Consider the following 15,405-nt stretch of genomic DNA (forward strand, 5'->3'; position numbering starts at 1 on the left):
GGGATCCGCGACGATCTTGCGATGTTGCGGGGGCCTTGCGGCTCAGTTGTGCCGGCGTCTCTCCGCCTCGTAGTCGGCGAACATGTCAGCAACGCAACGGCTGCTTTTTACCGCCGTTTGCAGATCTTTGGCTGCTTGGGGCGCATCGCAAATGTCGCCGCGCTTGCGTGCGGCATCCCACATGCGCAGGGCCTCCCGCACGACTTCACTGCTCGAGGCGTAGGTGCCGGTGTCGACTGCGGCACGAATGCCCGCGGCCTGAAGCGGAGAGATGGAAACCGTTACCATCGGCATGATATTCCTCCCTTGACGTTGTTTAAGCGGAATTTTCGCTGGAGACATATTCTGCGGGCTTAAACAGTGCCTGTGAGACATGTCCTTTGGACATGCATGCTCCAGTTGATGGCACCGTCGTTACATTCGTTCGACGCCGTTCCGCCTTACACGGCAACAGGCAAAGAGTAGCGCTGCTCACGCTCCTTGTCAAAAAGTAGTAGTTCGTTACTCCTTAGGAAGCGGTCTACCGCCTGAGGAAGAGGCCGAAGGCCACCTGCGTCCAGCCCTGGAAAATCAGATCAAACGCCAGGAAAAGACCGAGAACCCACAGGCTGTTGACCGGCCAGCCAAGCGCGATGGCGATGCCGGCGATGGCGGTTGCAACGCCGCTGATGACGATCCAGAACCAACCGCTCTCGGGCTTTACCTTGCGGCCGACCCAGACGCGAAATGTGCCGGCGATGAGCAGCGCGATGGCGAGGAACAGGGTCAAGGCCTCGGAGGCCAGCAAGGGATTGGTAAAGGCAAGGACGCCGGCAAGCGTATAGAGCAGACCGCTGAGCACCCAGAACAGGATATGCTCCCAACCCCGTACCTGAAAGGCATGCGCCAGATGCACGATGCCGCCGATCAGCATCAGCATGCCGACATAGTACACCGAGGCTACGGTGGCGATAAACAGATTGCCGAGAGCTATGCCGCCGCAAATCAGCAGCAAGATGCCGAGGCCAACAAACCAACCCCACTTGTCGCGCATCGCGGATGGGAGAACTTCATTAGGAATATCGACCATGACTGTACCTCCTCCTGTCAGGAAGTATGGCACAGAAATGCAACTCGGAAAGAGGCTGCGGATTTTTTGGTGCGGCCCGGTCCGGCACGAGATTTTTTTGTTGATTGATCAGTCAATCAAAAATACACTCGCTCCAAGCCTTCAGGAGTGACGCATGCCGAAAGTCGGAATGGAACCGGTGCGCCGCAAGGCGCTTGTGGATGCGGCGATGCGCGTGATCGGCGATCACGGCTCGCTGACCGTCACCATGTCCGAAATCGCCAAGCAGGCGGGCGTTTCCCCTGCCCTGGCGCATCATTATTTCGGCAGCAAGGAACAGTTGCTGATCGAAACCGTCCGCGCTCATCTACAGCGCCTGCGCGACAGCGTCGTGACGGCGCTCAGGGCCGCGAGAACACCCCGAGAGAAGCTGTCAGCCGTCATTCGCGTCAGTTTCCAGGCGGACCAGTTCGCACCGGAAACGATCGCCGCATGGCTCGCCTTCTATGCCGAGGCGCAACGCTCCGAGGAAACTCGCCGCTTTCTCGTTATCTACGCGCGCCGGCTGCATTCGAACCTGGTGGCAAATCTGAAACCTCTGTGCCCGGCCGAGGACGCGGAGCGTATCGCCGAAGGTGCCGCTGCCATGATCGACGGGCTTTATATCCGTCAGAGCCTGCGATCCGCTCCGATCAGCACCGAGGCGTCGATCGCGCTGACCGAGGATTACCTGACGACCTACCTCAACGCGCTGAAAGGCTGAAGAGCATGCTGACCGTATGGGGCCGTAAATCGTCATCCAACGTACAGGCGCTGATGTGGTGCATCGGCGAGCTCGGCCTTGCCTATGAACGCATCGATGCGGGCTTCAAATATGGCGTCAACGACACCGTTGAATTTCTGGCGATGAATCCGAACGGCACCGTTCCGGTGCTGCGCGAGGATGATGGCGAGCCGCTCTGGGAAACAGGCGCCATCATCCGCTATCTCGCCGCGCAACATGGCGATGAGGCCTTCTGGCCGGATGACGCGCGACGCCGCGCTCAGATCGACAAATGGGCTGAGTGGGCCAAGCTCAACATTACGCTGAACTTCACCGGCCCGGTGTTCTGGCGCGTGGTGCGCACCGCACCGGCTCTGCAAGACCAACAGGCCATTGCGGCGGCGCTGACTGCGCTCGGCGCGAAACTCGACATCGCCGAGAGGCAGCTCGAGCGGCATCGCTTCCTTGCAGGAGATGACCTGACGCTGGCCGATATACAATTCGGCCATGTACTCTATCGCTATTTCGACATCGATATCCCGCGCCCCTCCCTTCCGCGGCTGGAGCGCTATTACGAAAACCTGACCGAACGACCTGCCTTCCGGGAGCATGTCATGGTGTCTTACGAAGAACTGAGGGTTCTATGATGCGCGCACAACCGAAAGCCTCGCATTTCCTCGACGGCGAGTATGTCGAGGATACCGACGGAACCGTCATCGAAAGCATCTACCCCGCGACCGGCGAGGTGATTGCACGGCTGCACGCGGCAACACCTGATATCGTCGAGAGGGCCATTGCCAGCGCCAAGCGTGCGCAGCCGGAATGGGCTGCGATGAGCCCGACGGCGCGCGGCCGCATCCTGAAGCGTGCCGCCGACATCATGCGCGAGCGCAACCGCGAGCTTTCCGAGCTCGAGACACTGGATACGGGCAAGCCGATCCAGGAAACCATCGTCGCCGACCCCACTTCCGGCGCCGACAGTTTCGAATTCTTCGGCGGCGTCGCGGCAGCCGGCCTCAACGGCTCCTACATCCCGCTCGGCGGCGATTTCGCCTATACCAAGCGCGTGCCGCTTGGCGTCTGCGTCGGGATTGGCGCCTGGAACTATCCGCAACAGATCGCCTGCTGGAAGGGCGCGCCTGCACTTGTGGCAGGCAACGCCATGGTGTTCAAGCCTTCGGAGAACACGCCGCTCGGCGCGCTGAAGATCGCCGAGATCCTCATCGAGGCCGGTCTTCCCAAGGGGCTCTACAACGTCATCCAGGGCGACCGCGAAACCGGGCCGCTGCTCATCAACCATCCCGACGTCGCCAAGGTTTCGCTGACCGGCTCGGTGCCCACTGGCCGTAAGGTCGCCGCTGCGGCCGCGGGCAACCTCAAGCATGTCACCATGGAGCTCGGCGGCAAGTCGCCGCTGATCGTCTTCGAGGATGCCGACATCGACAGCGCCATCGGCGGCGCCATGCTCGGCAATTTCTATTCGACCGGCCAGGTCTGCTCGAATGGCACCCGCGTTTTCGTTAACAGGAAGATCAAGTCCGAATTCCTGAAGCGGCTGAAGGCTCGCACCGAAGCGATGCTGATCGGCGACCCGATGGACGAGGCGACCCAGATCGGCCCAATGGTCTCCTGGGCGCAGCGCGAGAAGGTGCTGTCCTATATCGAAAAGGGCAAGGCGGAAGGCGCGACACTGGTGGCCGGCGGCGGCATTCCGAACAATGTCTCCGGCGAAGGCTACTATATTCAGCCGACCGTCTTTGCTGACGTGACCGACGACATGACCATCGCTCGCGAGGAGATCTTTGGGCCGGTCATGTGCGTTCTCGATTTCGATGACGAGGCTGAGGTCATCGTCCGCGCCAATGCCACCGAATTCGGCCTCTCCGGCGGCGTCTTCACCGCCGATCTCACCCGCGCCCACCGCGTCGTCGACCAGCTCGAGGCCGGTACGCTGTGGATCAATGCCTACAATCTCGCGCCGGTGGAAATTCCCTTCGGCGGCTCGAAGCAATCCGGCTTCGGCCGCGAGAATTCGCTCGCAGCACTAGAGCATTATTCGGAATTGAAGACCGTTTACGTCGGTATGGGGCCGGTGCAGGCGCCTTATTGATCTACCTCCCCTTGAGGGGGAGGTCGCCGCATAGCGGCGGGTGGGGGTGACCAGCCGCTATGCGCATACCAACGATCACCCCTCCCCGACCTTCGGCCGGCCCTCCCCTCGAGGGGAGGGTATAGAACCGCCTCGACTTTCGCCGCTATCCACCTGGAGCACATGGTCATGCAAGCAGATTTCGTCATCGTCGGCTCGGGCTCGGCCGGCTCCGCCATGGCCTACCGCCTGTCGGAGGATGGCAAGCATTCGGTCATCGTCCTTGAATTCGGTGGCAGCGACTTCGGCCCCTTCATCCAGATGCCGGCGGCCCTTGCCTGGCCGATGAGCATGGACCGCTACAATTGGGGCTATCTTTCCGAGCCGGAGCCGCAACTTAACAACCGGCGCATCACCGCGCCGCGCGGCAAGGTGATCGGCGGCTCCTCCTCGATCAACGGTATGGTCTATGTGCGAGGCCATGCGGAAGATTTCAATCGCTGGGAAGAACTCGGCGCCCAAGGCTGGGCCTATGCCGACGTGCTGCCCTATTTCAAGCGGATGGAACACTCGCACGGCGGCGAGGAAGGCTGGCGTGGCACCGATGGGCCGCTGCATGTGCGCCGCGGGGACGCCCGCAATCCGCTGTTCCATGCCTTCATCGAGGCGGGCAAGCAGGCAGGCTTCGAGGCGACCGAAGACTATAATGGCAGCAAGCAGGAAGGCTTCGGCCTGATGGAGCAGACGACCTGGATGGGCAGGCGCTGGTCTGCGGCGACAGCCTATCTCAAGCCCGCCCTCAAGCGGCCGAATGTCGAGCTCATCCGCTGCTTCGCCCGCAAAATCGTCATCGAAAATGGTCGCGCCACCGGCGTCGAAGTGGAACGCGGCGGCAAGATCGAAGTCATCAAGGCGAACCGCGAGGTGATCATTTCGGCCTCTTCGTTCAATTCGCCGAAGCTGCTGATGCTCTCGGGCATCGGACCGGCGCAGCATCTGCGCGATATGGGCATAGAGGTGAAGATCGACCGCCCCGGCGTCGGCGCCAACCTGCAGGACCACATGGAATTCTATTTCCAGCAGACCAGCCTGAAGCCGGTTTCGCTCTATTCCTGGCTGCCCTGGTACATGCAGGCGATTGTCGGTGCTCAATGGATGTTCTTCAAATCGGGCCTCGGCACCTCGAACCAGTTCGAAGCCTGCGCCTTCCTGCGCTCGGCACCCGGCGTCAAGCAGCCCGACATCCAGTATCACTTCCTGCCGGTCGCCATCAGCTACGACGGCAAGGCGGCGGCCAAGAGCCATGGTTTCCAGGCGCATGTCGGCTACAATTTGTCCAAGTCGCGCGGCGCAGTCACCTTACGCTCGTCCGATCCGAAGGCCGATCCCGTGATCCGCTTCAACTACATGAGCCATCCGGAGGACTGGGAAAAATTCCGGCATTGCGTGCGCCTTACCCGCGAAATCTTCGGGCAGAAAGCCTTCGACGACTATCGCGGGCCGGAAATCCAGCCAGGCCCGGGCGTCCAGACGGACGAACAGATCGACGCCTTCCTGCGTGAGCATCTGGAAAGCGCCTATCACCCCTGCGGCACCTGCAGGATGGGCTCGAAGGACGATCCGATGGCAGTGGTCGATCCGGACACCCGCGTTATCGGCGTCGACGGGCTGCGTGTCGCCGACAGCTCGATCTTCCCGCACGTCACCTACGGCAATCTGAACGGCCCCTCGATCATGACCGGCGAAAAGGCCGCCGACCATATCCTCGGCAAGCAGAGGCTGGCGCGCTCGAATCAGGAACCGTGGGTCAATCCGCGCTGGGAGACGAGCGACCGATAAGATCGACAGGCATCAGTGATAGTCTTCCTCGCGCTGAGGCCTGATCGCCAATATCGTCACCGTCTCGCTATCCTCGATTTCAAACAGCGCGACGTAACCGGCAGACCCAAACGGAATGACGAGCTCGCGGAGAAATGGATTATCCACCGATGCCTTGCGGCAGCTGAACGGAAAGTCCGCTAACATCTTCATCGCACTTTCAATGACCGAAATGGCACGTTTGGCGGTGTTCTCATCGCGGTCGAGCAGATAGGCATAAAGCCGCTTGATATCGTCACGAGCCGAGCTGGCATAGCGAACTGCTTATTTCAATTTGCTTTGCGCGCTATCTTTGCTGCAAGCATCTCCTTCAATTCGCCAACCACCTCATCGGCGCTATAATAGATCCCTGTACGCTTGGCTTCCTCTCGCGCAGCCAAGCCGCGCGCGATGAATTCCGCGTGTGCCCGTCCGTGATCGATTTGAGCCCTTAGCGAATTCTCCACAAAAGCCGAGAGCGTGTCCCCCTCTTTCAGCACACTCTCAGCGGCGGCGCGCAGTTCCGGGTCGACTCTTAACGAAGGAATGGAAGCGGATTTCATGACCCACCTTTGTGCGTTGCAATTGCGATGCAATTGGAACATGTCAACACTCATGTAAACGTCCGCGGTTAATTGAAGTCTTGTAAGACAGTGTGAGTATCCTCATCCGCCATTTTTAAGCAGACTGTTCAGACTTGAGTCCTAAATGGACACATCGCTCGATCCACCGGTTAAAAAGCCTCATGCCCCCCATCTATCGTAAGTCCAAGCTGCTCCGCCGTTCCCGCGTCTTCTGGGGTTCATTTCAGCTCTGGCGGCCGCGATTGGTCTTCTGGACGGGGGCTCTGGCGATCGGCGTGATCAGCGTCGGCTTTGCGAAGCTTGCCGATCTGGCGCAGCGCGCCTTTACGGGAGTTACCCATTCCGGAGAATGGACTTGGCTGTTGCCGCTCGTGCTGACGCCGCTCGGCTTCGTGCTGTCAGCCTATCTGGCCACGAACTTGTTTCCCAACGCGCAAGGGAGCGGTATTCCGCAGGCAATCGCCGCGCGGCATCTGCATCACCCCGAGGACCGTACGAAACTGCTGTCGCTACGGCTTGCCTTCGGCAAGATCGTGCTGACCGTTCTCGGGCTCCTCAGCGGCGCCTCGATCGGCCGCGAAGGACCTACGGTGCAGGTCGGGGCGTCCTTCATGCTGGCCGTTGCACGGTTCGGCGGCATGGCGCAGGCGAAGGGGTTGATCCTTGCCGGCTCCGCGGCCGGCATCGCCGCAGCCTTCAACACGCCGCTTGCCGGTATCGTCTTTGCGATCGAGGAGATGAGCCGCACCTATGAATCGCGTGCCAACGGCCTAGTATTGACGGCCGTCATCCTTTCCGGCCTTGCAGCCCTCGGCCTTTCGGGCAGCTATAATTATTTCGGCACCGCCGATGCCGCGCCGACGATGCTCAGGGATTGGATCGTCATGCTGATCTGCGGCGTCGGTGGCGGCGCTCTCGGCGCCACCTTCAGCGGATTTGCGCTCTATGCCGGCATCCGCATCCGCCGCTGGGCGCAGCCTCAGCCGCTCCAGCGCATGCTGATCCTTGCCGGCCTGTGCGGCCTCGTCGTGGCCGCCATCGGCGTCTTCTCGGGCGGCCAGACCTTCGGCACCGGCTACGACCAAGCCCGCGGCGCTGTGGAGGGACATGCCCTGCCCGCGCTCTTCTTCGTCGAAAAGCTGCTTGCGAGCTTCCTGTCGATGATCTCAGGCATTCCCGGCGGCATCTTTGCGCCTTCGCTTGCCGTCGGCGCCGGCTTTGGCAGCACGGTCGGCCAACTCGTCGGTGGCGGTGTCGCACTTGCGGCAATTCTCGGCATGGCCGGCTATTTCGCCGGCGTCGTCCAGGCACCGATGACGGCCTTCGTCATCATCCTGGAAATGACGGGCGACCATCAGGCAGTGATTCCAATCATGGCGGTCTCGATGATCGGTTATGTGACGTCGCGGCTGCTATCGCGCGAGCCGCTTTATCACGGCCTGTCGCGCGTCTTCATCGCGGCGGCCATCCGCGCGCGGCGTGCCATGGAGAAGGAAGCGGGCGAGGAAACCGCCGCTCACTAAAGGTCAGGCCATCAGCCTCGTGACCGCGGCACCGTCAGGCTGCGCCACCGCATCGGCGATGGTCGTCGAGAAAAGAACCTTGCGGGTTGCATCGGCGACCCTGGCGAAGACATGCCGGATTTCGCAGGTCTGCTCACCGTCACAATCGTCACAACGACGATAGGCGGTGAGCGACAGACAGGGCAGCGGCGCCAGCGGCCCGTCGATGACGCGCAGGATCTCGCCGAAGGTGATTTCGTCGGCCGGCTTGCGGAGGAGATAACCTCCCTGCTTGCCGCGCCGGCTGATCACGATGCCCTGATGCTTCAGGTCGAGAAGGATCTGCTCCAGAAACTTTTTCGGGATCCTTTGCTGCGCCGCGATATCGGAAATCATCATCGGCGCGCCTGCCTCGGACTGGGCAAGGGCCGATAGCGCACGCAGCGCATATTTTGCTTTCTGAGTAATCATTTCGAACCGCTTACACACACATGCGATACGTTCGGCCGATCGGTTCAGCCGGATCGTTTGAGAACTCTGCAGACTTCGTCCACGGCTAATTCCGGAGCGAAGACACCAATGGGGCAACGTCGGGAAAACGCTGGCAACCCAGCCTTGTTTTCATTCTTTTGTCTCTATGCTCATAGTTTAGCTCAAAATCCGCCAATACGCATCATTTTGGCCATCACTTCCGATTTCCGTTTGACAAGCTATGTGTAACTCTACTATTTCTATAGACATTAAAGCAAGCACTTAAAGATGGCTAGCCATTTCAGGTGCTTCCGAGCAGCCGCTTCAGGTGGCAAAACGCCTTGGTTAACAGCCGAGGCGGTCGCTTTTCCTTATCGGCGCAGCTTCATGGAGATATTTACTCTCCAGCCGCTTGCTTTCGAAATCTATTTTTCTGTCCGCTGCCCCTGCGAGCTGCGATACTCCTGAGAATATCAGGACAGGATCCCCCATGACTGCCATTACCCTTATTGAAGACGCCGCGACGCTGAACAGCCGCTTGGCATCGCTCGATCTTGCAGGCCGTCTGTCCCTGGTCGCCAGCCTTGGCGGCCGCGCCGTGTTCACGACCTCGCTCGGGATAGAGGACCAGGTCATCACGGCGGAGATCGGCAACCATCGCCTGCCGATCGAAGTCGCGACGCTGCAGACCGGCCGTCTCTTTCCCGAAACGCTCACCTTGATCGACGAGACGGAAAGCCAGTACGACATCCATATCGTCCGTTACGAACCGGAAAAGGCTGATATTGACGCCTATGCCGAAAAGTACGGTCTCAACGGCTTCTACGAGAGCGTCGAAGCCAGGCATGCCTGTTGTGGCGTGCGCAAGCTGAAGCCGCTTGCGCGTGCACTGTCCGGCGCCACGATCTGGATCACCGGCCTGCGCCGCGGCCAATCCACCAACCGCGCCGATACGCCGTTTGCCGAATTCGACCCGGAGCGCAACCTGATCAAGATCAATCCGTTGGCCGATTGGGATATCGATGCTATCCGCGCATACGTCGCGGATAACAGCGTCCCGGTAAACCCGCTGCATGCCCGCGGCTATCCGTCGATCGGCTGCGAACCCTGCACCCGTGCCATCAAGCCAGGCGAGCCCGAGCGCGCCGGCCGCTGGTGGTGGGAGAACGACGAAAAGCGCGAATGCGGCCTGCATGTTCACGAAGAGGCCACGGTCGCCGCTCAATAGCATACCTCGCCGGTTCCCGGCTCCGATCTGAAGCGCGTTTCATCGCCGCCGATCTACCGGGAACCAACGCAGCCATTCTTTCCGGCCAAATTTCCGGTCGGGACAATTGAAGTTCTGGAGTCATACATGCCCGATAGCCGTCCGGATACGGAACTTTCCAATCCGCAAAGCGTCAAGCCGCCGCTCGATCCGCACCTGAAGGCGCTGGAAAACGAAGCCATCCATATCTTTCGCGAAGTTGCGGCCGAATTCGAGCGTCCCGTGATGCTCTATTCGGTCGGCAAGGATTCCTCGGTGCTGCTGCATCTGGCGCGCAAGGCCTTCTATCCCGGCCGCATCCCCTTCCCGCTGCTGCACGTGAACACCGGCTGGAAATTTGCCGAGATGATCACCTTCCGCGACGAGATCGTGAAGAAGTACGATCTCGACCTGATCGAGCATATCAACCCGCGCGGCAAGGCGGAGAACATCACGCCCTTCACCCATGGTTCGGCTGGCTACACCGACATCATGAAGACGGAGGCCTTGCGCCAGGCGCTGGATGCCGGCCAGTTCGATGCCGCCTTCGGTGGCGCCCGCCGCGACGAGGAGGCTTCGCGCGCCAAGGAACGCATCTACTCCTTCCGCACGCCCGATCATCGCTGGGATCCGCGCAATCAGCGCCCGGAGCTCTGGAACATTTATAACGGCCAGATCCGCAAGGGCGAGAGCGTGCGCGTCTTCCCGCTCTCCAACTGGACCGAGGTCGACATCTGGCGCTACATCCAGGCCGAGGACATTCCGATCGTGCCGCTCTATTTCGCCGCGAAGCGCCCGATCGTCGAGCGCGACGGCATGATGATCATGGCGGCCGATCCGCGGCTCGAATTGCTGCCGGATGAAGTCAAGCGCGAGGAACTCATCCGCTTCCGTACGCTCGGCTGCTTCCCGCTGACCGGTGCGATCCGCTCCACCGCCACGTCCCTTGAAGAAATCATTGCAGAGCTGGAAATCGCCACGGTTTCCGAACGTCAGGGCCGCGCCATCGACCGCGACCAGTCCGGCTCCATGGAAAAGAAGAAGCGTGAAGGATATTTCTGAGATGACCGCAAACGCCAACGCCGCCGTCACCCTGCCCGCTGTCGGGGCCGCCGCCGAACCGGCCAAGGCCGTCCGCGACTCGCGCCCGCTTCGCTTGCTCACCTGCGGCAGCGTCGACGACGGCAAGTCGACGCTGATCGGCCGCCTGCTCTGGGATACCAAGGCGGTCAAGGAAGACCAGGCCGCCACGCTGCAGCGCGATTCCACCGGCAAGCAGAACGATCTCGGCTTGCCCGACTTCGCGCTCCTGCTCGACGGCCTGCAGGCCGAGCGCGAACAGGGCATCACCATCGATGTTGCCTATCGTTATTTCTCGACCGACAAGCGCTCCTTCATCGTTGCCGACACGCCCGGCCATGAGCAATATACCCGCAACATGGCGACGGGCGCTTCCACCGCCGATCTGGCGGTGCTGCTTGTAGATGCCCGCATGGGCATTCTAGAGCAGACGCGCCGGCACGCGACGATCGCTTCGCTGCTCGGCATCAAGCAGTTCGTGCTGGCCGTCAACAAGATCGACCTGACGAACTACGACCGCGCCGGCTTCGAGAAGATCTCGCACGATTTCCGCGAATTCGCCCTTTCGCTCGGCGTCAAGCAGATCACGGCCATTCCAATGTCGGCGCTGAAGGGCGAAAATGTCGTCTATTCCGGCCAGGCCGCCATGCCCTGGTACAATGGCCCGACGCTCGTCGAGGCGCTGGAATCGGCAACCGTTCGCTCGGCGCAGACGGTCGGCTTCCGTCTCTCCGTGCAGCGCGTCTCGCGCCCCGGCGAAAGCTTCCGCGGCTATCAGGGCACGGTTGCCGGCGGCTCGGTGAAGCCGGGCGACAGCGTCATGATCCTGCCTTCGGGCATGGTCGCCAACGTCTCGAAGATCGTCACCTTCGATCTGGTGCGCAACGCCGCCGTTGCCGGCGATGCGATCACGCTCGTCCTCGACCGCCAGGTGGACGTCTCGCGCGGCGACATGATTGTCGCGATCGACAGCCAGCCGCAATCCGGCCTCTCCTTCGATGCGCAGATCGTCGCGCTGCAGCCTGAGGGCATCGAGCCGGGCAAGCGCTACTGGCTGAAGAGCGGCAGCCGCCGCCAGCGTGTGCAGGTGCAGCCGATCGCTCAGCTCGAACTGAAGACCGGCGCCTGGGCACCGGCGCAATCGCTGTGGATGAACGCCATCGGCAAGGTTCGCCTTTCCTTCGACGAAGCCGCCGTCTTCGACCCATACGACCAGAACCGTTCGACCGGCTCCTTCATCCTGATCGATCCCGAGAGCAACAACACGGTCGCCGGCGGCATGATCACCGGCAAGCGCACCGATGTCGGCGGCATCCACAAGGAGGGCCAGCGCGTTCTCCTGTCTCTGCCGGCCGATCTCGCCGAGCAGATCATGGCGAGCGAACTCTTCGCCAGCCGCCGCGACGAGACGGAAGTCCGCCGCGTCACCGCGGCGCAGGCCGCGGAAATCTGGTCGAACGCGGCCAGCGATATCTGATCGCAGCTGGGCATTCAGCAGCAGAGAGGCCGACCTCCGTCGGCCTCTCGCCAATTAATGGAGCAAATGCCACCATCGAACGGCATCTTTCGGCAGCCAAACTCCAAGAGCTTTGGTCCTTTGCCTTGTCCCACATTTTCCAAGCCATTTGTGGGGGACCGGATTAATCGCAAGACCCGCTCTCAGAGTTGACCCGACACCATCTGCATGAGGAGCGTGATACGGTGAGACCGGAAAGCGGGCCTTATCCTGCCGTGGCGCTCAAGCTCCGCCAATCCGTGGAGTGCCGCCCAGAAAGTTTCAGTAGCGGTATCCACATCCTGGGAGAACGGCGCGATCACGGTCGCCATGGCTCCGAAACCCGCACGGAGCGGTGCCGGCGTGTCGGACCTGGCGAAGCGAAGGCCGGTTGGAAGGATAAACATCGCCTCGTACATCGCAGGCCGGGCGAAAGCGAAATCGAGATAGGCGGTCGCGACGCCTTCCACTGATTCCTTTGGCGTGGAGGATGGCCGGATCGCGGCACGGAGTATCGTGGCCAATTCGCCGAAGCCCTCAAGAGCGACCGCTCCGACGATCTCATCGCGATTTCCGAAATGCGAATAGAGAACGGGCTGGCTGTATTCTATCTCGTCGGCGAGACGCCGGATCGTGACGGCAGGCCAGCCATCACGTTCCGCGATCGTCCTCGCAGCGACGACTATCCGGCGTTCGCGCTCCTCACGTTCCCTGATCTTGCGTTCGCTGCTGCCCACCTCATGCCCTCATCTTCATGCGCGCGAATTTTGTAAGGCCAAGGCTATCAAAAAGAGCAGCGATTGACAAACTAGCGATGCTAGAATATATTATATTGCTAGAATATCTAGAGCGGCATGATTCATCATCGAAGAGAAAATCAATGAATCTTCCAATTCAAACTTTCACGGGCGCAACGGTCCTCGAAAACGTCCTCGTCTGGCTGGCCGCCGCGGCGTTCCTCGTTGGCGCTATCGTCAACGCGAGCGGTCACCCGAAAATCCGCGCGGGTTTCGTGCAACTTGGATTCCCATTCTGGTGGTGTTGGGTAACGTCCGCTCTCGAGCTTGTAACCGCGTTGTTGTTGATCACAGCCGGCACCCGCTACATCGGGGTCGGATTGGGTGCCTGCATCATGCTCGCCGCAATCGCGTCCATTGTCCGTATCCGGAACTATCGGGAACTCCCGCCGCCAATGCTGTTCCTACTACTGCTGATACTGGCCGGTCTCAGCGGCCTCGCCTGAGCATCTTGCGGCAAGCAGAGGCGGTACCATGAGAACCAGCGCGTAACCGGCTGGATAACGGTCTCCATCGCCGCGGCATCGGGTGTCGTCCGAACTCCCGTCATCAATCCATCTCGAAGAAGACGCCAGACGGAGCGAACTCGCTTCCGGACAGCGCAAAGCAACGGCCCGAAGGAGGCCAAAACCAGCATGTCAAATCGTACAGCAAGCACAGTCGTCGTCTATCATTCCGGCTACGGCCACACCCAGCGGATGGCGGAAGCCGTCGCGGAAGGTGCGGGCGGAGTGCTTTACGCCATCGATGCAGACGGCAACCTCTCCGATGACGGATGGGCCGCGTTGGATGCCGCCGATGCCATCATCTTCGGATCGCCAACCTACATGGGTGGCCCGAGCTGGCAGTTTAAGAAGTTCGCGGACACTTCCTCGAAGGCCTGGTTCACCAATAAATGGCAGGACAAAGTTTTCGGGGGCTTCACCAACAGCGCCAGCCTGAACGGCGACAAACTCAACACGCTTGAATACTTCGTTCTTCTGGCAGGACAGCATGGGGGACTGTGGGTCAGCCTGGGGATAAAGCCAGCGAACGTGAAGGCGTCGACGCGAGACGATGCAAACAGGATGGGATCGTATATCGCGCCCATGGCGCAGTCCGATGCCGACGCAGCCCCGAACGAAATGTCGGTCGGCGATCTGGAGACTGCCCGCACTTACGGCGAGCGCGTGGCACGAGTCGCACAGCGATTCGCGTTGGCTCAGGACGCCTGAGGCCGTGTCCTAACTCCCGGCATATGAAAGACAGATGAATCTGGCGAGCAGAGCAGTCGTTTTCAACATCACCGACCGACCCGCGACGCAGCGGTGCAATCGCGTCAACAAACACGACATAAACGGAAGTCACTCGCTCTGCTCGCCCGGCGACGCCGCCATAGCTCTGCCTAATCGCCAAGCATGCCGCATGCATCGGCACCTTCGCAAAATCCGCTGTTGGCGCAAAGTTGCCGCCAGACACCGTTGCTATCTCATTCCGCAATTTTGCATTGCTGTTGAAGATTGGCCCGGATAGGCCTTGATTCAAGCTTTGAGAGCAGCGAGCAAGACTTCGCAGCTCTTTGCAAAGAGCCGCTCGCCCACAAAATCGACGAAGACGCGGACCTTGGGCGACAAATGACGGCTCGAGGGCCAGAGCACATGGAAATGGCCGGGCTCATTGATGAAATCATCGAGAACAGTTCGCAACTTTCCTTCCGCAAGCGGACTGCGCGCGAGGAAATCCGGCATGCATCCGATGCCAAGGCCGGCGATGGTGGCACCGCGCACGGCTTCCATATTATTGCAGGAAAAAGCCGTTCGCATGCGCAGTTCTGGCTCGCCCTCCGGCAAGGTCAGGGGCCAATCCTGCAGCTTGCCGCTGTTCGGGAAGCGAAACCGCACCGCCACATGCTCATTGAGCGCGCGCGGGCAATCGGGAACGCCGTGGCGCTCCAGATAGCTGGGGGCCGCGCAAAGCAGCATCTGAAACGGCCGCAAGGTGCGTGACATCAGACGCGAATCCGGCAGATCGCCACTGCGGATCGCCACATCGACCCCCTCCTCGATCATATCGACGATCCGGTCGTTGAAATCGATGTCGAGCTCGACATCGGGATAGCGGGCCACGAATTCGGGCACGACCGGCAGCAGGAAATGGTAGCTGACGATGGGAACGCTGACACGCAGCCGCCCACGCGGCACCGCCACCGCCTGCGCGAGCGAGGCCTGCGCGTCGTCGAGATCGTCGAGCACGCGTCGGCAGCGCTCATGAAAGAGGCGCCCCTCCTCGGTCAAGCGGATGCTGCGAGTGGAGCGCTGCAGCAGCCGAACGCCAAGCTGCCGCTCCAGATTGCTGACCGCCTTGCCGACCGCTGAGGCCGAAAGGCCAAGCACGCGACCGGCAGCGGCAAAGCTGCCGAGATCTGCCGTCCGGACGAAAGCATTCAAGCCGCTCAAGCGATCCATGCGCACCTCATTCAAGCGTTTTTTTCCGG

The 15,405-nt window shown here is 61.0% G+C and carries 16 protein-coding genes and 1 pseudogene; 10 read left to right on the forward strand and 7 right to left on the reverse strand.

From position 1 onward, the window contains the following. Positions 1-42 precede the first annotated feature (42 nt). Complete coding sequence (locus GA0061101_RS01815; RefSeq protein ID WP_037193574.1) at positions 43-294, reverse strand: ribbon-helix-helix domain-containing protein; 252 nt, start codon at positions 292-294, stop codon at positions 43-45. Positions 295-520: 226 nt separating this feature from the next. Continuing rightward, positions 521-1,069, reverse strand: a complete 549-nt coding sequence (locus GA0061101_RS01820) for an HdeD family acid-resistance protein (protein WP_037193569.1) — start codon at positions 1,067-1,069, stop codon at positions 521-523. Positions 1,070-1,223: 154 nt separating this feature from the next. Here GA0061101_RS01820 and betI point away from each other — a divergent pair, with 154 nt between their 5' ends. The 4 genes from betI (at position 1,224) to betA (ending at position 5,739) form a co-directional block, all read left to right on the forward strand. Further along, positions 1,224-1,811: a transcriptional regulator BetI gene (gene betI, locus GA0061101_RS01825; protein ID WP_037193567.1), complete on the forward strand. Its 588-nt coding sequence runs from the start codon at positions 1,224-1,226 to the stop codon at positions 1,809-1,811. 5 nt (positions 1,812-1,816) lie between these two features. After that, positions 1,817-2,458, forward strand: coding sequence for a glutathione S-transferase family protein (locus GA0061101_RS01830; protein WP_037193565.1), 642 nt, complete (start codon positions 1,817-1,819; stop codon positions 2,456-2,458). Continuing rightward, positions 2,458-3,921: a betaine-aldehyde dehydrogenase gene (gene betB / locus GA0061101_RS01835; RefSeq protein WP_092573016.1), complete on the forward strand. Its 1,464-nt coding sequence runs from the start codon at positions 2,458-2,460 to the stop codon at positions 3,919-3,921. The genes GA0061101_RS01830 and betB overlap by 1 nt, the downstream gene beginning before the upstream one ends. A gap of 168 nt (positions 3,922-4,089) precedes the next feature. Beyond that, positions 4,090-5,739 carry a choline dehydrogenase gene (gene betA / locus GA0061101_RS01840; RefSeq protein ID WP_092573017.1) on the forward strand — a complete coding sequence of 550 codons (1,650 nt, stop codon included), beginning with the start codon at positions 4,090-4,092 and terminating at the stop codon, positions 5,737-5,739. Positions 5,740-5,751: 12 nt separating this feature from the next. On the opposite strand, the pseudogene GA0061101_RS01845 reads toward betA, so the two are convergent. Both GA0061101_RS01845 and GA0061101_RS01850 read right to left on the reverse strand, forming a co-directional pair. Further along, positions 5,752-6,042, reverse strand: a pseudogene (locus GA0061101_RS01845) (type II toxin-antitoxin system RelE/ParE family toxin); the annotation flags it as partial. Positions 6,043-6,047: 5 nt separating this feature from the next. Beyond that, a complete protein-coding gene (locus GA0061101_RS01850; protein ID WP_092573018.1) occupies positions 6,048-6,320 on the reverse strand; it encodes a YlcI/YnfO family protein in 273 nt (90 codons plus the stop codon). 182 nt (positions 6,321-6,502) lie between these two features. On the opposite strand from GA0061101_RS01850, the gene GA0061101_RS01855 reads away from it, so the two are divergent. Beyond that, on the forward strand, positions 6,503-7,864 hold the full coding sequence (locus GA0061101_RS01855) for a chloride channel protein (RefSeq protein ID WP_092572904.1): 1,362 nt from the start codon (positions 6,503-6,505) through the stop codon (positions 7,862-7,864). A 3-nt stretch (positions 7,865-7,867) separates the two neighbouring features. On the opposite strand, the gene GA0061101_RS01860 is transcribed toward GA0061101_RS01855, so the two are convergent. Further along, positions 7,868-8,314: an RrF2 family transcriptional regulator gene (locus tag GA0061101_RS01860; protein WP_037193559.1), complete on the reverse strand. Its 447-nt coding sequence runs from the start codon at positions 8,312-8,314 to the stop codon at positions 7,868-7,870. A gap of 490 nt (positions 8,315-8,804) precedes the next feature. Here GA0061101_RS01860 and GA0061101_RS01865 point away from each other — a divergent pair, with 490 nt between their 5' ends. The 3 genes from GA0061101_RS01865 (at position 8,805) to cysN (ending at position 12,117) form a co-directional block, all read left to right on the forward strand. Continuing rightward, a complete protein-coding gene (locus tag GA0061101_RS01865) occupies positions 8,805-9,542 on the forward strand; it encodes a phosphoadenylyl-sulfate reductase (protein WP_092572905.1) in 738 nt (245 codons plus the stop codon). 126 nt (positions 9,543-9,668) lie between these two features. Continuing rightward, a complete protein-coding gene (gene cysD / locus GA0061101_RS01870; RefSeq protein ID WP_047638858.1) occupies positions 9,669-10,622 on the forward strand; it encodes a sulfate adenylyltransferase subunit CysD in 954 nt (317 codons plus the stop codon). A gap of 1 nt (position 10,623) precedes the next feature. Next, positions 10,624-12,117, forward strand: a complete 1,494-nt coding sequence (gene cysN, locus GA0061101_RS01875) for a sulfate adenylyltransferase subunit CysN (protein ID WP_092572906.1) — start codon at positions 10,624-10,626, stop codon at positions 12,115-12,117. Between the two features lie 182 nt (positions 12,118-12,299). Here the strand turns inward: cysN and GA0061101_RS01880 are convergent, their stop codons facing one another. After that, on the reverse strand, positions 12,300-12,872 hold the full coding sequence (locus tag GA0061101_RS01880; protein WP_047638859.1) for a TetR/AcrR family transcriptional regulator: 573 nt from the start codon (positions 12,870-12,872) through the stop codon (positions 12,300-12,302). A gap of 143 nt (positions 12,873-13,015) precedes the next feature. On the opposite strand from GA0061101_RS01880, the gene GA0061101_RS01885 reads away from it, so the two are divergent. Together GA0061101_RS01885 and GA0061101_RS01890 are read left to right on the forward strand one after the other, a co-directional pair. Further along, entirely contained in the window at positions 13,016-13,378 is a 363-nt protein-coding gene (locus GA0061101_RS01885; protein WP_047560565.1) for a DoxX family protein, read from the forward strand. Positions 13,379-13,567: 189 nt separating this feature from the next. After that, positions 13,568-14,146, forward strand: coding sequence for a flavodoxin family protein (locus GA0061101_RS01890; RefSeq protein WP_037193541.1), 579 nt, complete (start codon positions 13,568-13,570; stop codon positions 14,144-14,146). A gap of 306 nt (positions 14,147-14,452) precedes the next feature. Here the strand turns inward: GA0061101_RS01890 and GA0061101_RS01895 are convergent, their stop codons facing one another. Further along, positions 14,453-15,376, reverse strand: a complete 924-nt coding sequence (locus GA0061101_RS01895) for a LysR family transcriptional regulator (protein ID WP_092573019.1) — start codon at positions 15,374-15,376, stop codon at positions 14,453-14,455. Positions 15,377-15,405: the final 29 nt, after the last annotated feature.

This window comes from Martinezella lusitana, assembly GCF_900094565.1.
In the GTDB taxonomy this organism is placed as follows: Bacteria; Pseudomonadota; Alphaproteobacteria; order Rhizobiales; family Rhizobiaceae; genus Rhizobium; species Rhizobium lusitanum.